This window comes from Hymenobacter ruricola (genome assembly GCF_015694525.1).
Lineage (GTDB): Bacteria > Bacteroidota > Bacteroidia > Cytophagales > Hymenobacteraceae > Hymenobacter > Hymenobacter ruricola.
In genome coordinates, this window is record NZ_JADQDM010000028.1 from 1 (window position 1) to 19,855 (window position 19,855).

Here is a 19,855-nt window from a genome sequence, read left to right on the forward strand (position 1 = left end):
GAGCGGCGCCGCAGCCGGGGCGGCCGCAACCGCAAGCGCGGCCCACGGCCCGAAGGCAGCGACGCCGCCAGCGCGCCCGCGGCCCCGGCCGCCGAGTAGCCTTTGCCACCAACGAAAAGCCCCGCTGCGATAAACAGCGGGGCTTTTCGCTGGAGCACTATTTTGGTGCGGCCACGTGCGGCCCGGGCGCTACACGCCGAAGCTCTTTTGAATCATGGCCATAAAATCGGCCTCGCTCATTTGAGACTTGGCGCCGAGAAGGCTTTTAGCGTCTTCGCCGGCAATGTAGCGCAGCTGCGAGGTGCCGTCGGTGGCAGCGCCGAAAATGACTTCGGCAATGAGTTCGGGCGAGCTGGCCGCGCCGCCGCGCTCGTTGAAGGCGGCCAGCACGCTGCGCACCTGAGCGGCGTAGGGTTCGGCGTCGTTGGCCGGGTCAATCGTCATTTGGAGGGAGCGGGTGGCAAAGTCGGTGGCCACGCCGCCGGGCGCCACCACCTTCACCCGAATGCCGAACGGCGCCAGCTCGTACCACAGCGACTCGGAAAAGCCATCCAGCCCAAACTTGGTGGCGTGGTAGAGGGAGTTCATGGGGAAGCCCGTGCGCCCGCCCACCGAGGTGATGTTGATGATGACGCCCGATTGTTGCGCCCGCAGAATAGGCAGCGCGGCCCGCGTCACGGCAAACACACCGAACATGTTGGTGGCAAACTGCTGCTGAATCTGGGCGTCGGTGGCGGACTCGAAGGGGCCCACGAGGCCGTAGCCGGCGTTGTTGATGAGCACGTCGAGGCTGCCAAAATCGGCGTGCGCCTGCTGAATGGCGCGCGGGGCGGCGGCGGCATCGGTCACGTCGAGGGCGTAGACGCGGACGTTGGGCAGGTCGTCAAATTTCGCATCGGCGGGGTTGCGCATGGTGGCGGCTACCTGCCAGCCGTGCTGGGCAAACAGGCGCACCGCGGCCGCGCCAATGCCGGTGGAAGTGCCGGTAATGAAAACGGTTTGGGGCATGGGATGGAATCAGAAAAACAAAAAGACCAGGCAGAATAGCCTGGCCTTTGGGTTGACGAATGACGCCCGGTATTGTTTTAATTCGGTCGCAAAGCCTGCGCCGGGCCTGGTTCAGCCGCAGAGTTTATTTCTGCATGGACCGCACCAAGCCCTTGAAAAATTGAATGCCGCCAAAAATGATGGCGCCCCAGGTCATGAAATACGAGCCGCCTTCCGAAGCCATGGCGTAAGTAACGCCCGTCACGAGCAAGCCGCCGCCGAGCCACAGCCCGCCGTGCAGCATGTCTTTCTTGGCGGCGGCAAGGTGGGCTTTTTTGAACTCCACGCGCAGCTCGGCCAGAATGGTTCGCCCGGTGGTTTCATCGAGTCCCTCCTTTAACAAGTGAGCTTGAATGTCGTCGTCGGACTTGCCCACGCTCATGTATTGAGCCGCCAGGTTGTAGAAATAGTCCAGTGCCTGCGCTGGCGCGGGGGCAGCGCCAACTGATTCGACCTGCGCCAGGTCTTGAGTGAGTTCCATAAATGAGGGAGTAGAGGTTATTGCCAAATGAAAAGAAGACTGAAAATTTGCCAGCAAGCTAAGCAAATTTTCAGTCTTCCAATTATTTCGCGGCCGCTACTCCCCGGCAACGCGCGTTGCGTTTTACCCCAGCACCTGCCCCACCCCAAACAGCACCGTGAACACCAGCGTGCTCAAGGCCATCTGCTTCAGCAGCGGGTCAATCTGCATTGATTCCTGCCGCTGCCACACCTGAATGGCGTTGAAGGCGAACAGCGGCACGGCCAGCGCGTACAGCCACTGCCAGGGCGAGTGGTAGGTTAGGGCCACGAACACTGTGGCGCAGCCCAGCCCCATGATGAGCAGCAGCCAGTGATAGCGCCGCGCGTGCACCGCCCCCAGCCGCACCGGAATGGTAATTTTGCCGGCCAGCACGTCGGAATTGATGTCACGGATGTTGTTCACGTTCAGCACCGCCGTGGCGAAGCAGCCGAGTGCCGCGGCGGGCAGCAGCACTTGCAGCGGCAGCGCCCGGGTTTGGAGGAAATAGGTGCCGCACACGCCCACTAACCCGAAAAACAGAAACACCGAAATGTCGCCCAGCCCGGCGTAGCCGTAGGGGTTCGAGCCCGCCGTGTAATTCACCGCCGCCCAAATGGCGGCCAGGCCCAGCGCCAGAAACCCGAGAAATAACCCCAGCCCGGCCGCGCCCAGCGCCACCCACAGCAACGCCAGGCCACTGCCCAACGCCAGCAGCCCGCAAATCCACATGCCGCGCTTCATTTGGGCCGGCGTGATGGCGCCGCTTTGCACGGCACGTTGCGGGCCCTGGCGGTGCACGCTGTCGGCGCCGTTCTGGGAGTCGCCGTAGTCGTTGGCGAGGTTGCTGAGGATTTGGAGCAGGATGGTGGTGAGGGCCGCCAGACCCACGACGAGGCCGTTGAACTGGCCGTTGGCTTTGGCCAGAAAACCGCCCGTGAGGATGCTGGCCAGGGCCAGCGGCAGCGTGCGGGGGCGAAATGCAGAAATCCAGGGCGACATGGGCGACAGCGGAAGCAGCAGAAAACAAACAGCAACACAAAGAACGTCATGCTGAGCGCAGCCGAAGCATCTCTACTGCTCAACTAATCTGATTTAGTATTACGGTAGAGATGCTTCGGCTGCGCTCAGCATGACGTTCCGAGTAATTCAGGGACAGGCTACTTCGTGATATCGGCCACCAGCTCTGGGCTGAGCGGCGTCACTTTCGAGTTGTAGAACTTCACCACCTGGCCTTTCTCGTTCACCAGGTACTTGCAGAAATTCCAGTTCGGTGCGTCGGAGACGGCGCCGTTTTTGGTTTTGTCGGCGAGGTACTTATAGAGCGGCGCGGCGTCGTCGCCTTTCACCGGAATGGTTTCGAACAGCGGGAACGTCACGCCGTAGTTCTTTTCGCAGAACGACGCCACTTCGGCGTTCGAGGCCAGCTCCTGGTTGAAACTGTTGGACGGGAAACCGAGCACCACCACTTTGCCCGCGTATTTCTTCGACAGCTCCTCCAGCTCCTTGTACTGCGGGGTGAAGCCACACTTGGAGGCCGTGTTCACGATGAGCAGCTTCTTGCCTTTGTACTGGCTCAGCTTCACGTCTTTGCCGTCGATGGATTTCACGGTGAAGTCATAGACGGAGGGGGCGGCTTTGGCGGTTTCGGCGGGGTTAGTCATGGCAGGGGAAGCGGCCGGTTTGGCGGCAATGAAAACCACGGCCGTAGCAGCAGTGGCCAGCGTGAGGAGAAGGGACTTTTTCATGAGTTGAAGGTAAGGATTGCGCAGTTGCGTGCGTAACCAAGCGCAGGCCAGTAGGGTTTCGGGCCGTAGCGCGGACTTTCTAGTCCGCGAATGGAATCGTTCGGACTCGCGGACTAAAAATCCGAGCTACATCAGGTAGTTGGCGGCGTCAGCCACTTTTCCAGCTGCACGGGCTGGTAGGCGGCCATCTGCATCAATAATTCTTCCGGGTCAGCCGATTGCAGGAGTTGGGCCCGGTTTTCGGCGCGGAGCAGCTGGTCGTCGCGCATCCGGTCGAGGGCTTGCAGGAGCAGGTCGTAGTAGCCGTCCACGTTCAGCAGGGCCACCGGCTTTTGGTGCAGGCCGAGCTGGCCCCAGGTCAGCACTTCAAACAGCTCTTCGAGGGTGCCGTAGCCGCCGGGCATGGCGATGAAGCCGTCGGCGCGGTCGGCCATCATCAGCTTGCGCTCGTGCATGGATTTGACGACGTGCAATTCCGTACATCCCTTGTGGGCCAGCTCCTTGGCGTCCAGAAAGTCGGGAATGACGCCGATAACCCGGCCGCCCTCCGCCAGCACGGCATCGGCAATGGTGCCCATCAGGCCCACACGCCCGCCGCCGTACACCAGCGTGAGGTTCTGGGCCACCATGGCTTTGGCGAGGGCCTGCGCCTGGGTGATGTAATTCGGGTTGGTTCCGGCGCTGGAACCGCAGTACACGGCAATGGATTTCATGGTTTGGCAATTAGCCGACAGGTCAGTAGCGCGGACTTTGTAGTCCGCGTCCCCGCGCCGGCAGTGTTGTTCAGAGACGCGGACTACAAAGTCCGCGCTACATGCGCTCGGGCACCTGGATGCCCAGCAGGCCCATCGAAGCCTTAATCTGCTCACCCACGCGGGCCGATAGCGCCACCCGCAGGCTGCGCTTGGCCGGGTCGGTTTCCTGAAAAATCGACACCTCGGCGTAGAAGCGGTTGTAGGCTTTGGCCAAATCGTAGGCGTACTGGGCCACCACGGCGGGCGAGAGGTTGCGGGCGGCTTCGGCCACTACCGAGGCGTAACGCGCCAGCTCCTGAATCAGCTCCTGCTCGGTGGGTTCGAGGGTAGCGAGCTGGCTCCAATCGGCCTGCGCATCAATGCCCAGTTCGGCGGCTTTGCGGCGGATGGCGGCGATGCGAGCGTGCGAATACTGGATGAACGGGCCGGTGTGGCCTTCGAGGCTCACCGACTCCTCGGGGTTGAAGAGCATGCGCTTCTTGGGGTCCACTTTCAGCAGGTAGTATTTCAGCGCGCCCAGGCCCAGCATGTGGTAGAGCTCTTCCAGCTCGGCGTCGCTCAGGCCTTCGGTTTTACCTTTTTCGAGGGTGGCGGCTTTGGCGGCGGCCACCACGTCGCGCACCAGCTCGTCGGCGTCCACCACGGTGCCTTCGCGCGATTTCATCTTGCCCGAAGGCAAATCCACCATGCCGTAGCTGAGGTGGTGAATGGCGTCGGCGTAGGGCTTGCCCAGCTTTTTGAGCGTGGCTTGCAGCACCTGCATGTGGTAGTTCTGCTCGTCGGCGATGACGTAGATGCTGCTGTCGTAGCCGAAATCCTGGTACTTGAGCTCGGCCGTGCCCAGGTCCTGCGTGATGTAGACGCTGGTGCCGTCGGCGCGGAGCAGGAGCTTTTCGTCGAGGCCCTCGGCTTGCAAATCGACCCACACGGAGCCGTTCTCCTTCTTGAAGAACACGCCTTTGCTGAGGCCTTCCTCCACCCGCTCCTTGCCCAGCAGGTAGGTTTCGGACTCGTAGTAGTACTGGTCGAAATCGACGCCGATGTTCTTATAGGTGGCGTCAAAACCTTCGTACACCCAGCCGTTCATCTGGCTCCAGAGGGCCTTCACGTCGGGGTCGCCGGCTTCCCAGGCTTGCAGCATCTGCTGGGCCTCGGTCATGAGGGGGGCGCTTTTCTTGGCGATGTCGGCGGCCACGCCTTCGGCTTCGAGCTGCCGGATTTCCTCGCGGTAATGCTTCTCAAACAGCACGTAGTATTTGCCGGCGAGGTGGTCGCCCTTCATGCCGGCGCTCGCGGGGGTTTCGCCCTGGCCGAAGTGCTGATAGGCAATCATCGACTTGCAGATGTGGATGCCGCGGTCGTTCACTAGGTTGGCTTTGGTGACGGTGGCGCCGGTGGCTTTCAGAATCTCGGCCACCGAGTAGCCCAGGAAGTTGTTGCGCAGGTGGCCCAGGTGCAGGGGCTTGTTGGTGTTGGGCGAAGAATACTCCACCACCACGCGCTGCGGGCCGCCCTCGGTGCCCACGGGCGCGGTGGCCGGTTGCGCGCGCAGCTGCTCAAACTGGGCCAGCCACTCGGCATCGGCAATTTCGAGGTTGAGGAAGCCTTTGACCACATTGTAGCCGCGCACACGGGACTCGTTGGTTTTCAGCCACTCCCCTAGCGCCTGGCCGATTTGCTCGGGGCCTTTGCCCAGGGACTTGGTGAGCGGGAAGGTGACGAGGGTGAAGCTGCCGGCAAACTCCTTGCGCGTGGGCTGGAGCGTGAGGCTGGCGGCGGGGACTTCAACGCCAAAAACAGCCTGAGCGGCGGTTTGCAGGGCGGTTTTGAGGGAGGATTCTAGCTGTTGCACGGGGCAAAGGTACGGGCCGACCCGCGTCAACTCACCTCTCCGCTTAAGGAACCGGCCGGAACAAAAGGGTCGGCCTTGCTTTACAAATTCTAATACTTAATTACCTTTGTTTTCACTAGGTCCTCGACAAATCCACGCTTTTTCCTTTCCTTTTTATGACAACTTATTTGAATTCATTTCGCACCAGCTTAGCCATTTGTGCGATGGTTTTCATGGGAGCGTGCTCAAAAGACAGCAGCGACAGCGCCTCCACCGGCGTTGGCGGCGATGGCATGAGCTGGACGGTAGACGGCAAAACGGAAACGGCCGTCTTCACCACGGGAGGCCTCATCTCGCTGGGCAACCTGCCGCTGCTGACCGTGGTGGGCAAACTAACCAATGGCTCGGGGGGGACTATGACGACTCTGAACATGGGCCGGGGAGTAGGCACTTACCCGCTGGCAGCCAGCGCCACTACCGGATACTCGGCAGCGTATACCGTCAGCGCGGGTGAGAACTACATAGCTTCCGGCGGCAGCGCTACCCTCACCACCTATGCCCCGTCGGCCACCGCCGGGGAATCCCATGTGGTGGGCACGTTCACCTTCACGGGCACCGACCCCAACGGCACGGGCACCAAAACGGTGACCAATGGCAAATTCGACATCAAGTTCTGAGCCGCTGCCTGCGACGTGAAATGCAAAGCAACCAAAGCCCCGCCAGTGTCTGGCGGGGCTTTTCATAGGATGCTGATGCAGTTTACGAAACTCATACCCCAATACCGTTTCTTACACTTTAGTTAGTGGCCGCGTTTCCTACACTTGGGCCTACCTTTTAGGTCTGTTTCTGCCCTTGTGAGTTTAGTTAGCACTTCAGATTAGAAGTTCGCTGAATGGAGCACTATTTTACCATCGCCTTGCGGTAATGGGTTATCGGCAATGGCAACCATATGAACAGCAGCAAGCTCGCGCGGCAACAGTGGGTCGTTGGGACGTGGCTCGGCTGCTTGCTCTTGGTGGGGCTGAGCATCTGGACGCCATTGGAACTGGTGCCGTTGCCGGTGGAAAACGTGCCCCGCTGGGGCCTGTGGGCCTTGGCCTTTCCCGCTGCCTGGGCGCTGCAGGCGCGCTGGCCCCGGCTGCGGTGGCTCTGGCGGGCCGTGCCGTGGGTGCTGTGGGCCCCCTTGCTGGCGGTCTTGCTTTTTTGGTTGTCCACAACCGTGGCGCAAACGCCGGCCAAGTCCTGGGCCGAAATCCTCTCGCCACTGCGGTGGCTCTTCGCTCGCGCCGAGGAATGGCGCACGGTGCGAGTATATTTTCACCGGGGGCGCCAAGGGGTCACTTTCCAAGCGTATGCACCCATTAATCAACCCTTGCCGCCGCTCTGGTTTTTGGCCCGTGGGTCGTCGCGAACGGCCGTTATTACGCCTTTGGTCCCCGGTCTGCAGTGGGCGGAACCCGTACCGGCATTGCTCGATGCCTCGTGGCGGGCGGAACCGCTTGAAGGGCTCGATTCCGTAGCGCGATACCAACTCGCGTACGAGCAACTCCGGATGAGCGGCGATTCCGCACTGCATCAACGGCTGCGGCCGGGGCAACCCGCGCGAGCCGCGGCTGCCCGACGGGAACGGAATCGGGAAATGGAAACGGAACGACGCCTTCAGCAGCGGACAACGAACACAGGTTCACGAAAACGGTGGAATTTATAATCACCTAACTTTTCACAAGGTAATCCGCCTAACGAAACCCCACCCCAAAAGCCCCGTCCGCAACCGGCGGGGCTTTCCGTTTCGTCAGCGGCCTAGGCTTCCTTGGTCGCCCCAGCGTCGCCTTTGGGGCTGCGCCAAGCACGACTGTTCCTTATACTCGCGGCTCTGGCCTTCTACCGGCTCACCACTTCCTCCAGCCGTAGCCGCTTCTCGATGGCATCGGTCGCCTTCTCCAGAATGTTAAAGGCATTTTTGGCCATCGTATTCCCATTATCCAGCGTGGGGTTGATTTCGACCATTTCGAAACACACCACTCGGTCGTTTTCCAGCAAATCCTGGCAGAGGTTTTCGGCTTCGGACAAATAAAGCCCGTCCTCCACGGGCGTGCCCGTGCCGATGCTGAAGCTGGAATCGAGGCTGTCGACGTCGAAGGAAATGTAGACCAAGTCGCAGAAGCGCAGGTGCTCGTAAATCTCGCGGGTGAGCTGGCGCGAACCCTTGGCCTTGATTTCGGGCAGCTTTATCCACTTAATGCCCAGTTCCTCAATCAGGGCGTCTTCCTCCCCCTCGGTGTCGCGCACCACCACGTACACCAAGTGTTCGGGCTTGAGCTTGGGGCCGGGCTCGGCCAGGTTTTGGAGGCGGCGCCAGAAGAATTCGGTTTCCGGGTCGGGAATGTTGCGCTGGTGCTTGAGGTTGTCGACGCCCAGCGCGGCGGCCAGGGGCATGCCGTGCACGTTGCCGCTGGGCGTGGTGTAGGGCGAGTGGATGTCGGCGTGCGCGTCAATCCAGATGACGCCCAGCGTCTTGGCCGGGTAGGCGGCCTTGATGCCGGCAATGGTGGCATTGGCCGAGCTGTGGTCGCCGGCCAGCACCAAGGGGAACTCGCCGAAGCGCAGCGTCTGCTCCACGGCGTTGGCAATGCCCTTTTGCACGGTGTAGATGCTGTCAATGTGCTTGGCGAAGGGGAAATGGTTTTTCTCGAACAGCACGTGGTTCAAATCGGGCAGCGTCACGGTATTGAACCGACGGAAATAGTCGGAGCCCTTGTTGAGGCAGGCCACGCGCAGGGCGTCGATGCCCATGCCGGAGCCGCGGGTGCCGGCCCCGAGTTCGGAGCGTACTTCCAGAAGTTTGATGCGTTTCATCGGAGGGTGGGATTTTAGAGAAAGCAGGATGGCGGCATCGTTCCAAGGGAATCATTTAACAATTATCATTTAACATTTAACAACTATTCAATGGGCCCAATGGCGCAGAATGAACGACTGTTAAATATTAAATGATAATTGTTGAATGAAACGCTTCGAGCGCTGCCTTGCGGCAGAAGCATCTGCCGTAGCCAAGTCGCTTACTATTCCATCGTCACGATGCGGGGCGGGGTAACGCAAGAACAACATTCGGTTCCCGACCGTTTACCCGACCCCGGCGGTACTTTTGTACCGCCCGCCGCAAATGTCGCGCTTTTCCCCCGCTCCAACAACTGATGGATACCTATCACGACCTCATCTCCCAAACTTTCGACTTCCCTACGGCCGACTTTACCGTGCAGGACCATGAACTGCAGTTCCACGGCATCGACCTGATGGCGCTGGTGGAGAAGTACGGAACCCCGCTGCGCCTCACCTACCTGCCCAAAATCAGCTCCCAGATTCAGCGGGCCAAGAAATGGTTTGCCGAGGGTATCGAGAAAACCGGCTATACCGGCACTTACTCCTACGCCTACTGCACCAAGTCGTCGCACTTCCGCTTCGTGCTGGAGGAGGCCCTGAAAAACGACATCCACCTCGAAACCTCGTCGTGGTTCGACATCAGCATCATCCGCAACCTGCACGCTCAGGGCAAGGTGGATAAGCAGAAGCACATCATTTGCAACGGCTTCAAGCCCGAAGCTTACAAAAAGGAAATCGCCGACCTGATTAACGACGGGTTTGTGAACTGCATGCCCATCATCGATTCGCCCAACGAAATCGAGTACTACCACGACCACGTGCAGGAAAAGGTGAACATGGGCATGCGCCTGGCCTCCGACGAGGAGCCGCGCTTCCAGTTCTACACCTCGCGCCTGGGCGTGCGCTACGCCGACGTGATTCCGCTCTACGAGCAGCGCATCAAGGAAGACCCGCGCTTCACGCTCACCATGCTGCACTACTTCATCAACACCGGCATCAAGGACACGTCCTATTACTGGTCGGAGCTGAGCCGCTTCGTGCACAAGTACTGCGAGCTGCGCAAGGTGTGCCCCACGCTGAACACCATCGACATCGGCGGCGGCTTCCCCATCCAAACCAGCATCCAGCCCGAGTACGACTACCCCTACATGGTGGCCGAGATTCTGCGCACCATCCAGCGCATCTGCCAGGAGGAAGGCGTGCCCGAGCCCAACATTTTCACCGAGTTCGGCATCTTCACCGTGGGCGAAAGCGGCGCCATCATCTACTCGATTCTGGACGAGAAGCTGCAGAATGACAAGGAACTCTGGTACATGATTGACGGCTCGTTCATCACCAACCTGCCCGACACCTGGGCCCTGAACCAGCGCTTCATCATGCTGGCCGTGAACGGCTGGAACAAGAGCTACAAGAAACTGCAGCTTGGCGGCCTCACCTGCGACTCGCAGGACTACTACAACGCCGAGAAGCACATCTACCAGGTGTTTCTGCCCGAGCGCAAGCCCGCCGATGCGCAGCCGCTCTACGTGGGCTTCTTCCACACCGGCGCCTACCAGGAAAGCCTCAGCGGCTACGGCGGCATCAAGCACTGCCTCATTCCGGCCCCGCAGCACGTCATTTTGAATCGCGCCGCCGACGGCACCCTCACCGATACCGTTTTTGCGCCCCAGCAGGAAGCCGGCAGCATGATGCGCATCCTCGGATACGAATAATTCAATTTCGGCCGCCGGAATTTTTCATTGAAAATGGCGTTAGCCGCTTATCTTTGAAGCCTAGCCTCGCCATCCCTCAACCGTTTTCCTATAAATTATGAAAAAGTTCGTATTGCTCGCCGCCGGTGCTGCCGCCCTCACCCTCGGCGCCTGCAACCGCCAGAAGTGCCCCGCCTACAGCAGCACCAAGGAAGCCAACCGCGTTTCTTCGCCCATCACGGCGAGCACGGCACAGAAAGTAGAGCGCCAGTAGCGCTTGTTGGTTTTGAGATAGAAAAGGCCGGCTTCCCGCGTGGGAGGCCGGCCTCTTTTGTGTGCGATGTAGAGACGCCTATTTGCGTCTCGTTGTTTGCGCCGTTCGGTGTCTGTCGGATTCCGTTCGCACCATGCAAGCGCAAGTCGTTCAACGACGAGACGCAAAATATTGCGTCTCTACCCGTTCAAAATAACGTCCGTAGCTGCCTGCAAATTGGCCACGCGGGGCGCGAATTCTACTTCTTCCTCTCCCACCAGAATGCCGCGCACGCCTACGGCGGCGCCGGCTTCCATGTCGCGCAGCCGGTCGCCCACAATCCAGCACTGCGCCGCGTCCAGGTTGAAGCGGGCAATGGCTTTTTCCAGCATGCCGGAGTTGGGCTTGCGCAGGATGGACTCGCTCACGCTGGGGTGGGCATCGCTGAAATACAAGGCGTCCAGCGCATTATCGCAGGCGGCCTGCACCTTGGCGTGGCAGGCGCGCACCTCGGCCGCGGTGTAGAGGCCCTTGGCGATGCCGGCCTGGTTGGTGACGACGATTAGGTGGTAGCCGGCGGCTTTGAGGCGGGCCAGGCTTTCGGGCACGCCGGGGCAGATGATGAAGTTATCGAGCTGCCACACGTAGGTGCCGATTTCTTCGTTCAGCACGCCGTCGCGGTCGAGAAAAACGGCTTTGTTTTTTGTTGTCATGGAACAAAAGAAGTAGCGCGAACTTTGTAGTTCGCGTCCCTGAACGAGTGCCGAACGGCGCGGGGACGCGAACTACAACCGCAGGTCAGCGGTAGCTAAAGTTCGCGCTACATGAAAATTGCGATTATCGGCGGCGGCATCAGCGGCCTCACCCTGGCCTGGTACCTGCAAAAAAGCGGCGTGGCCTACGACTTGTTCGAGGCCGACGCCCGGGCCGGCGGCAACCTCAGCAGCTGGGCCACGCCGGAAGGCTACCTGCTCGAAACCGGCCCCAACTCGCTGCAACTGAGCCCGGAGCTGGCAGAATTGCTCGCCGACCTCGGCCTGACCGACCAGATTCGGGACGCGGCCGCCGTGAGCCAGCACCGCTACGTGCTGCGCGGCGGGCGCTACCGCATCTTGCCCGGCGCCCCGCCCCGCCTGCTCACCAACGGCTTTTTCAGCCTGAAAGCCAAGTGGCGCCTGCTCCAGGAATTCCGCCAGCCCGCCGCGCCGGTAGATGCCCACGAAACCGTGGCGCACTTTTTCCGCCGCCGCTTCGGGCCCGAAATCCTGGACTACGCCGTCAACCCGTTCATGGCCGGCATCTACGCCGGCGACCCGGAAAAGCTGCTCATCCACAAGACCTTTCCGCAGCTGCCGGCGCTGGAGCAGCAGTACGGCTCGGTGCTGCGCGGGCTGATGAAGGGCGGCACGGGCGCCGGGCGCCGCCGCATCATCACCCTCCAAAATGGCCTGCAAACCATCACCGACACGCTGGCGGCCCGGCTCACCCAGTACCAGCCGGGCACGGCCGTCACGGCCGTTTCCCGCGCCACCGACGGCACCTACCAGCTGGAGCTGACGGGCCCGCAGGGGCTGGCCGCGGCGCCGGGCTACTCGCACCTGGCGCTGGCGCTGCCCACCTACGCGGTGGCGCCGCTGCTGGAGCCCTTGTTTCCGGCGGCCGCGGCGGCGCTGGCGGCCGTGCACTACCCGCCCATGAGCGCCGTGTATTCGGCCTACGACCGCGCCGCCGTGGCGCACCCGCTCAACGGCTTCGGCGCGCTAAACCCCAAAGTGGAAGGCACCTACGCGGCAGGTTCCATCTGGACCAGCAGCATTTACCCGGAACGGGTGCCGGCTGGGCAGGTGCTGTTTACCACTTTCGTGGGCGGCGCCCAATACGAAGCCGCGGCGCTGCAGGCCGAAGACGTCCAGAAAGCCGCTGTGCACGCCGAATTGAGCAAATTTTACGGCATTGCGGGGGCGCCGCGCTGGCAGGGGCGCTATTTCTGGCCGCGCAGCATTCCGCAGTTCGACGAACGCATTGTGGGGGCGCACGCCGCCGCCGCCGCGCTGGAAGCCGAGCACATCGTGGCCGTGGCCAACTGGCGCGCCGGCGTGGGCGTGCCCGACTGCGTGCGCCACGCCCGCCGCACGGCCGAAACGTTGGCGACTGAGCAATAATACCTTGTCCGCTGGCTTGCAGGGCTTGGTGTATTTAAATAGGTACATGGCTTAGCAAAAAAGCCGCCCAGGGCGCCGCGCCACCACGCAGCTTCGCACGGCGAAACCCTATCTTTGACCCCATGAGCGAAGGCCTCGTCCTAATCCCAACCTACAACGAGCGCGAGAATGCGGAGCTGATAATCCGCAAAGTGATGTCGTTGCCACGGGCTTTCGACGTGCTGATTATCGACGACGGCTCGCCCGACGGCACGGCCGCCATCGTGCGCGGCCTGCAGGCGGAGTTTGCCGGGCGGCTGTTTTTGGAAGAGCGCAGCGGCAAGCAGGGCCTGGGCACGGCCTACATCCACGGGTTTCGGTGGGCCCTGGCGCGCGGCTACGAGTACATTTTCGAGATGGACGCCGACTTCTCGCACAACCCCGACGACCTGGTGCGCCTCTACGAGGCCTGCGCCGCCGAAGGCTACGACGTGGCCATCGGCTCGCGCTACATTCAGGGCGTGAACGTGGTGAACTGGCCCATGTCGCGGGTGCTGATGTCGTATTTCGCCTCGTGGTACGTACGCGCCGTCACGGGCATGCCCATTCGGGACGCCACGGCGGGCTTCAAGTGCTACACGGCGCGGGTGCTGCGCGCCATCGAGCTCGACAAAATCCACTTCGTGGGCTATGCCTTCCAGATTGAGATGAAATGGCTGGCCTACCAGCTCGGTTTTCGCCTCAAGGAAGTGCCCATCATTTTCACCGACCGCACCCGCGGCACCTCCAAAATGTCGAAGGGCATTGTGCAGGAAGCCTTTTTTGGCGTACTGCAAATGAAGATGAGCAGCTGGGTGCACCCGCTGAAAAGGGCATAGGAGATGAGGCACAGGGAATGAGGGGATGCTCCTTCCGTCCGTCCTGCCCCATGCCTTATTCCCTATGCCCTCCTGCCCTTCTGCCCTATCTTGCGCCGACGCATGGAAAACACTCCCCTGTTTTGGCTGGCTTTTACGGCGTTCGTCATCGGGCTGCTGCTGCTCGACCTGCTGGTTTTCAACCGCAAGGCGCACGAAATCAAGCTGCGCGAGGCCCTGGGGTGGAGCGCCTTTTGGGTGGCGTTGTCCTTGTGCTTCAACTTCCTGGTGTACCGCACCATGGGCCACCAGGCCGGCCTGCAATGGCTGACGGGCTACCTGGTGGAAAAGGCCCTGAGCGTCGACAACCTGTTTGTCTTTCTACTCATTTTCAATTACTTCAAGGTACCGGGGCAGTACCAGCACCGCATCCTGTTCTGGGGCGTGCTGGGGGCGCTGATTTTGCGGGCCGTCTTCATTCTGGTGGGCGGGGCTTTGCTGGCCAAGTTTCACTTCCTGCTGTATTTGCTCGGCTCCTTTCTGGTGTACACCGGCATCCGGATGGGCGTGGCCGGCGACGCGCCCGAAATCGACCCCGAAAACAACCCGGTGGTGCGCTTCCTGAGCCGGCACCTGCCCATTACGCGGCAGCTGGAGGGCGGCAAGTTCTTCATCAAGAAAGACGGCCTGCGCTTTGCCACGCCGCTTTTGGTGGTGCTGGTGATGGTGGAAACCACCGACGTGGTGTTTGCCGCCGACTCCATTCCGGCCATCCTGGCCATCACGCGCGACACGTTTGTGGTGTTTACTTCCAACGTGTTTGCCCTGCTGGGGCTGCGGGCCATGTACTTCGCGCTGGCCAGCATGATGCGCCTGTTTCATTACCTGCACTATGGGTTGGCGCTGATTCTGGTGTTCATCGGCGTCAAAATCCTGCTCGAAAACGTGCTGCCCATCCCCATGCCGTACGCGCTGGGGGTGGTGGGCGGGCTGCTGGCGCTGAGCGTGCTGGCCTCGGTGCTGTGGCCGAAAAAAGAGGCGTAAGGGCCCTTCTGTGCCCTAATCGGGCGCGATAATTGTTGGGGCGGCCAGACAACCTTTTCCGTCCTTTTCCTTCGTGCGTCTATGAAAATACTTCGACTCGCCGCGGCCTGCCTGTTGCTGGCCGCTCCGCTCTGCCGCCCCGCAGCCGCCCAAACGCTCGACCCCACGTTTGCCTCGCCCCAGTCGCTCTACACCACGGGCAAGGTGTACTACATGGGCCCTGCGCAGGCCGACGGCAAGCGCGTGGTGGGTGGCTTTTTCACGCGGGTAAACGGCGCCACCAACGCCCGCCCCCTCATCCGGCTCGACGCCCAGGGCAACCTTGACCAACCCTTTTCGCAAAACACCGGCAACGTGCGCGGCGTGACGCAGGTGCTGGGCCTGCCCGGCGGGCAATACCTGCTGGTGAGCAGCAGCGGCAATATTCTGGCCGCCGGCATCGCCCGCGCCGAGCTTGGGCGCCTGAACGCCAACGGCACCCCCGACGCTACTTTCAGCGTGGGCACGGGCCCGACCTTTGGCCTGAGCTCCGGCTACGGTTCCGCTTTTGCCACGCAGCCCGACGGCAAGATTCTGGTGGCCGGCTTTTTTTCGGCTTACAACAGCGTGCCTGCGCCGGGCGTGGTCCGGCTCAACGCCAACGGCAGCGTGGACGCCACGTTCAACGCCGCGGGCTCCGGGTTCAGCGCGGGGGCGTATCCCACCGCCATTGCGGTGCAGCCCGATGGCAAGATTCTGATTGGCGGCCAGTTCGACTACTTCGACGGCCAGCCCGCGACGGGGCTGGTTCGCCTGAACGCCAACGGCGGCTTCGACGCCACGTTCGTTTCGCCCCTGCTGAACAGTTCCTTGGTGGAGGGCGTGGTGGTGCAGCCCGACGGCAAAGTGCTGGTGAATGGCTTGCTGGCCCTGCCCTTGAGCGGGCCCACGCCGGATGCCGCCCTGGTGCGCCTGCTGCCCACGGGTGGCATCGACCCCAATTTCACCACTTCGCTTTTTGTAAACGGCGAAGTTTCGACCAGTTCTTCGGACCCGGCCGTGGTGCTGCAGCCCGACGGCAAAATCATCGCGACGGGCTATTTCACCGGCGCCGTGGGCAACCGCCTGGCCCGCCTCAACGACAACGGCACCATCGACCTGACCTTTCAGGTGGGCGCGGGCCCCGGCGAAACCCCAAGCAGCCTGGGCCTGCAGCCCGACGGCTCCCTGCTGGTGGGCGGCGGCTTCGGCGCCTTCGACGCCGTGGAGCAGCCGCTGGTGAAGCTCAGCCCGGCCGGCGCCCCCGACCCCGCGTTTGTGGCCAGGCTGCAAATCCCGGGCACGGCCACCGCCCTGGCCCGGCAGCCCGACGGCAAGCTGTTGCTCGGCGGCGATTTTACGGAGCTGAACGGGCAGCCCGTGCACCGGCTGGTACGCCTGCTGCCCAGCGGCGCCCTCGACGCGGGCTTTTCGGCTGCTACCGGCGTGCTGCCCGCTTCGGTGAGTTGCCTTGAGCTGCAGCCCGATGGCAAAGTGCTGGCCGGCACCGCCCAGTCGGTGCTGCGCTTTGAGGCCACCGGCGCGCCCGATGCCACTTTTATGCCCCTGGTAACCGGACCGGGCCACTACGTGGCCGACGTGACGGACCTCGCCTTGCAGGCCGATGGGCGCGTGCTGGTGACGGGCGCGCTGAGCGGCACCGCCAACGGCGTTGCGTTCAACGGGCTGCTGCGGCTCACCAGCGCCGGGGCCATTGACCCCAGCTTTGCCCGCGCCCTCGCCCACCCCACGCTGGGCGCGGCCGCCGCCGCCGATGCCGTGCTGGTGCAGGCCGACGGCCGCATTGTGGTGGCGAGCCGGTTTCGGCCCACTACGCCGGCCATCACGTTCCGGCTGGCCCGCTACGAAGCCAATGGCGCCCTCGACGCTTCCTTCCAGAGCAGCACGGATTACTCGCTGGTCAATGGTGTCGGGTCGTCGGCGGGCCAGGTATTTGCCCTGGTCCAGCAGCCCGACGGCAAGCTGCTGGCGGGCGGCTCTTTCAACCAGGTAGACGGCGCCGCGCGCCAGGGCGTGGCCCGCCTGCTGCCCACTGGCGCCCTTGACCCCCAGTTTTACGACCTCCTTGGCCATTAGCGGCCCGGTGCGCACGCTGGCCCTGCAGCCCAACGGCCGCGTGCTGCTGGGTGGCGACTTTACCACGGCTTCCATTCCCTCCGGCGTGCGCGCCAACCTGGCGCGGGTGCTCGACAACGGGCAGTTCGATGCCTCGTTTGGTGCCACGGCCACCCCCAATGTCGCGGTGCGCTCCATTGTGGTGCAGCCCGATGGCGCCATTGCATTTGCGGGGGAGTTCAGCACCGTGGCGGGGCAGCCCCGCCTCAACGTGGCCCGCATCACGGCGCCCAACGTGCTGAGTGTGGCCGCCCCGGCCGCCGTGGCCGCGCGCACCGCCGCCTGGCCGGTGCCCGCCCACGGCCAGCTGCGCATCGCGCCCGACCTAAGCGCCGGCCCCCTTGCGGTGGAGCTGACCGACGCGCTGGGCCGCACCGTGCGGCGCCAGCCCGCCACCCGCGCCGCCGAGCAAACGCTGGACCTCGAAACGCTGCCCGCCGGCCTCTACGTGCTGCGCGTGCACTACGCCGCCGGCACCGTGGCGCGCCGCATCGCGGTGGAGTAGCGCCAGTGCTTGCCGCACCAAAAAAGGGCAGCCCCGCGCGAGGCTGCCCTTTTTTGGTGCGACCGGAGCGGCTGGGTTATTTCGGCGCTTTGGTAGGGTCGGGGTCGGCGGCGTTGGAGTTCACGCCGGCGTCGGGCGCGGCGCCGGTGTTGAGCAGGTCAATCAGGTTGAGGGGCTCGAACTGGCTGGAATCGGCCGCGACGGCGCGCGTGGTGTCGGGCCGCGCCGCGAAGTGCATGTACTGGCGCGCCGGGCCGTTGAGGGAGAGGCCGTATGGCAGGTTTTCGCGGTCGTTGGACGTGATGAGGCCGCGCGTGGCCATGATGTCGGCGATGAGGCGGAAGAAGTAGCGGGTGCTGCGGCGCAGGTCGCCGTAGGCATCGAAGGAGTAGCGCGCGAACTTGGGCTTGGGGATGATGCTGGCCAGGTAGAGGCTTTCGGCCAGGTTCAGCTCGTCGGGGCGCTTGCCGTAGTAGAACAGGGCTGCGTCCTTCACGCCGTACACGCCGCGCTTGCCGCTGGGCCAGCGGTACTTGCTGGGGCCCCACTCGATGATGTTGAGGTAGACCTCGAACATGCGCTGCTTGCTGGCCAGGCTGGTGTTCTCGATGAGCCACACGATGAGGGCTTCCTCAACCTTGCGGGCCACGGTTTTCTGGCGGGTCAGAAACACGTTTTTCACCAGCTGCATGGAAATGGTGCTGCCGCCGCGGGCAAAGCGGTGCTCCTTGATGTTCTGAATGGCCGACTTCACAAACGCCTTCTCCATGAAGCCTTTGTGGGTGAAGAAGCGCGGGTCTTCGGCCGTGGTGATGGCGTGGATGAGGTAGGGCGACACTTCGTTGTAGGGCACGAAATCCGGGTTGGGCGGGCCCACCACGAAGGTGCGCACCGAGTCGCCCTTGTCGTTGTACACGGTCTGGCTGAAGGCGGTGTTCAACTTGTTGAGGTCTTCTTCGCCGAAGCTGGTGAGCTTGAAATTCTTGCCCCGCAGGCTGGAATCGAACTTCAGGCTGTCGACGCGGGCCATATCCAGGCTGCCGCTCATGCGGTAGGTGAGCGTGCCCGTGCCCTGGGTGCCGCGCACCTCGTCGAAGATGCCGGTGGGCAGCGAGGCGAAGAAGTCGTTGGCCTGCGTCTCGGCCGAGGTCACGTTGATGCTGACGGCCCGGCTGGGCTTCGTCCGCACGCTGATTTCGGGGTAAAGGACAATTTTGTTGACCGTGATGCGGCTGCCTTTTTCCAGGGCGGCGGTGCCGCGGCCCAGCGTGGCCACGAAGTCCATCGAGCCGCGCTTCACCACAATCTCGTTGGCGGCCAGCTTGGGGTGGTAGAGGCTGAAGTTGCGGGACGCCACCGAGCCGCGCACCGTGAGCTTGCCGCCGGTGTCGTCGTCGTCGAAGTCCTTGCTGTCGAGCCGCACCTGCACCGTGTCGAAGCTCACCAGCGCCCCGAAGCGGCGGGGCACGTAGGGCAGCTGCACCGAGCCGCCCACGCCAAACACCTTGGCGTCGAGGGCGTAGTCGCCGGGCTCGATGTGCCCGCTGATGCCCAGCTCGTTCGCCACCGAGTCGACGGTGGCCGTGAGGCGGCCCGAGATGTCGCCGTCCTGGATTTTCAGCTCCGGCAGGCGCAGCAGGGCGGTGTGGCGCAGGTTGGCGTAGCTGACGGTGAAATCGCGGAAGCTGGCTTCTTCGGGCACGTTGTCGAACACCGTTTCCAGGGCCTGGTTCAGCAGCAGGCCGTAGTTGGTGCCCTTGGTGGTGTCGCGCGGCACGGTGCTGGCTTTCTGCTTTTTGATGAGAAAGCCGTAGTTGTCGGCGGTGGCGGTTTTGTGGGGCGTGAGGCGGGCCGTGATGATTTGCAGGTCGCTGAACACCGGGCGGCCGGCGAAAAGCGAGCGCACGCTCAGGCTGGCCTGCAGGCGGCGGGCGGTGAGCAGGGTGTCGGTGGGGTTGGCCGTGGGCACGAGGCCGAGGCCGGCTATCTCCACGGTTTTGAAGCCGGCGAACCGGGCCGGGCCCAGCGTGAGAACGACCGGGTATTTGCGTTCAACTTTGGCCTTGACCTCTTTCAGGGCGTAGTCCAGCAGCTGCTGGCGCTTCCACTGAAACACGGCCACGGCCAGCAGCAGCAGCGCCGCCACGCCGCTCAGTATGCCGATTAAAAGTCGCTTGGTGGAAGGGGAAATGGGCACGGAAATCAGTAAAGTGAGCAGGGTAGCCACCGCCAAAGGTACGGCAAACCCCGGCGTAGCCGGAATACGGAAGTAAAAGCTGAACGGCTGATTCCCTTCCTTTTTTAAGGAGGGGGCGTTCGAACCGCAGGTTCGAACGGGGGGGGGGTGGACGTCGTTGAACGAGCCCGGCAAGCGCGTGCTGCTACGGCCTAACGGCTACAAATGCTGACTGTGCGCATATCGTTCAACGACTTTACCACCCCCGCCGACGCTG

Annotated in this window: 17 protein-coding genes; 8 read left to right on the forward strand and 9 right to left on the reverse strand. The window is 62.7% G+C overall.

Annotated elements, in window-relative coordinates; all coding sequences use genetic code 11:
• Nucleotides 1-189: 189 nt before the first annotated feature.
• From I2H31_RS24640 to argS, 6 genes are all read right to left on the reverse strand, one after another.
• The gene (locus tag I2H31_RS24640; RefSeq protein WP_196295730.1) at nucleotides 190-1,008 is read right to left on the reverse strand and encodes an SDR family oxidoreductase; all 819 of its coding nucleotides are present in this window, start codon (nucleotides 1,006-1,008) and stop codon (nucleotides 190-192) included.
• Nucleotides 1,009-1,132: 124 nt separating this feature from the next.
• Nucleotides 1,133-1,528: a hypothetical protein gene (locus tag I2H31_RS24645; RefSeq protein WP_196295731.1), complete on the reverse strand. Its 396-nt coding sequence runs from the start codon at nucleotides 1,526-1,528 to the stop codon at nucleotides 1,133-1,135.
• A gap of 123 nt (nucleotides 1,529-1,651) precedes the next feature.
• Nucleotides 1,652-2,548: a 1,4-dihydroxy-2-naphthoate polyprenyltransferase gene (locus I2H31_RS24650; protein ID WP_196295732.1), complete on the reverse strand. Its 897-nt coding sequence runs from the start codon at nucleotides 2,546-2,548 to the stop codon at nucleotides 1,652-1,654.
• Nucleotides 2,549-2,706: 158 nt separating this feature from the next.
• The gene (locus I2H31_RS24655; protein ID WP_196295733.1) at nucleotides 2,707-3,294 is read right to left on the reverse strand and encodes a glutathione peroxidase; all 588 of its coding nucleotides are present in this window, start codon (nucleotides 3,292-3,294) and stop codon (nucleotides 2,707-2,709) included.
• A 131-nt stretch (nucleotides 3,295-3,425) separates the two neighbouring features.
• Nucleotides 3,426-4,007 (reverse strand): LOG family protein, encoded by a 582-nt coding sequence (locus I2H31_RS24660; protein ID WP_196295734.1) that lies wholly within the window; start codon nucleotides 4,005-4,007, stop codon nucleotides 3,426-3,428.
• A 97-nt stretch (nucleotides 4,008-4,104) separates the two neighbouring features.
• Entirely contained in the window at nucleotides 4,105-5,901 is a 1,797-nt protein-coding gene (argS, locus tag I2H31_RS24665) for an arginine--tRNA ligase (protein WP_196295735.1), read from the reverse strand.
• 212 nt (nucleotides 5,902-6,113) lie between these two features.
• On the opposite strand from argS, the gene I2H31_RS24670 reads away from it, so the two are divergent.
• Nucleotides 6,114-6,557 carry a hypothetical protein gene (locus I2H31_RS24670; RefSeq protein ID WP_196295736.1) on the forward strand — a complete coding sequence of 148 codons (444 nt, stop codon included), beginning with the start codon at nucleotides 6,114-6,116 and terminating at the stop codon, nucleotides 6,555-6,557.
• A 1,204-nt stretch (nucleotides 6,558-7,761) separates the two neighbouring features.
• Here the strand turns inward: I2H31_RS24670 and I2H31_RS24675 are convergent.
• Nucleotides 7,762-8,736 (reverse strand): arginase, encoded by a 975-nt coding sequence (locus I2H31_RS24675; protein WP_196295737.1) that lies wholly within the window; start codon nucleotides 8,734-8,736, stop codon nucleotides 7,762-7,764.
• Nucleotides 8,737-9,071: 335 nt separating this feature from the next.
• Between I2H31_RS24675 and I2H31_RS24680 the strand changes: the two genes are divergently transcribed.
• Both I2H31_RS24680 and I2H31_RS24685 read left to right on the forward strand, forming a co-directional pair.
• Entirely contained in the window at nucleotides 9,072-10,469 is a 1,398-nt protein-coding gene (locus I2H31_RS24680; RefSeq protein WP_196295738.1) for a type III PLP-dependent enzyme domain-containing protein, read from the forward strand.
• A gap of 97 nt (nucleotides 10,470-10,566) precedes the next feature.
• Nucleotides 10,567-10,722, forward strand: coding sequence for a hypothetical protein (locus I2H31_RS24685; RefSeq protein WP_196295739.1), 156 nt, complete (start codon nucleotides 10,567-10,569; stop codon nucleotides 10,720-10,722).
• Nucleotides 10,723-10,901: 179 nt separating this feature from the next.
• On the opposite strand, the gene I2H31_RS24690 is transcribed toward I2H31_RS24685, so the two are convergent.
• A complete protein-coding gene (locus tag I2H31_RS24690; protein WP_196295740.1) occupies nucleotides 10,902-11,414 on the reverse strand; it encodes a D-glycero-alpha-D-manno-heptose-1,7-bisphosphate 7-phosphatase in 513 nt (170 codons plus the stop codon).
• Between the two features lie 111 nt (nucleotides 11,415-11,525).
• Between I2H31_RS24690 and hemG the strand changes: the two genes are divergently transcribed.
• The 5 genes from hemG (at nucleotide 11,526) to I2H31_RS24715 (ending at nucleotide 17,402) form a co-directional block, all read left to right on the forward strand.
• The gene (gene hemG, locus I2H31_RS24695) at nucleotides 11,526-12,863 is read left to right on the forward strand and encodes a protoporphyrinogen oxidase (protein WP_196295741.1); all 1,338 of its coding nucleotides are present in this window, start codon (nucleotides 11,526-11,528) and stop codon (nucleotides 12,861-12,863) included.
• Nucleotides 12,864-12,985: 122 nt separating this feature from the next.
• Entirely contained in the window at nucleotides 12,986-13,720 is a 735-nt protein-coding gene (locus I2H31_RS24700; RefSeq protein WP_196295742.1) for a polyprenol monophosphomannose synthase, read from the forward strand.
• 102 nt (nucleotides 13,721-13,822) lie between these two features.
• Nucleotides 13,823-14,743, forward strand: a complete 921-nt coding sequence (locus I2H31_RS24705) for a TerC family protein (protein WP_196295743.1) — start codon at nucleotides 13,823-13,825, stop codon at nucleotides 14,741-14,743.
• An 81-nt stretch (nucleotides 14,744-14,824) separates the two neighbouring features.
• Entirely contained in the window at nucleotides 14,825-16,858 is a 2,034-nt protein-coding gene (locus I2H31_RS24710) for a hypothetical protein (protein ID WP_196295744.1), read from the forward strand.
• Nucleotides 16,824-17,402, forward strand: a complete 579-nt coding sequence (locus I2H31_RS24715; RefSeq protein WP_196295745.1) for a T9SS type A sorting domain-containing protein — start codon at nucleotides 16,824-16,826, stop codon at nucleotides 17,400-17,402. Before I2H31_RS24710 ends, I2H31_RS24715 begins: the two co-directional genes overlap by 35 nt.
• Nucleotides 17,403-17,478: 76 nt before the next feature.
• On the opposite strand, the gene I2H31_RS25760 is transcribed toward I2H31_RS24715, so the two are convergent.
• The gene (locus tag I2H31_RS25760) at nucleotides 17,479-19,599 is read right to left on the reverse strand and encodes a transglycosylase domain-containing protein (protein WP_196295746.1); all 2,121 of its coding nucleotides are present in this window, start codon (nucleotides 19,597-19,599) and stop codon (nucleotides 17,479-17,481) included.
• Between the last annotated feature and the right edge of the window lie 256 nt (nucleotides 19,600-19,855).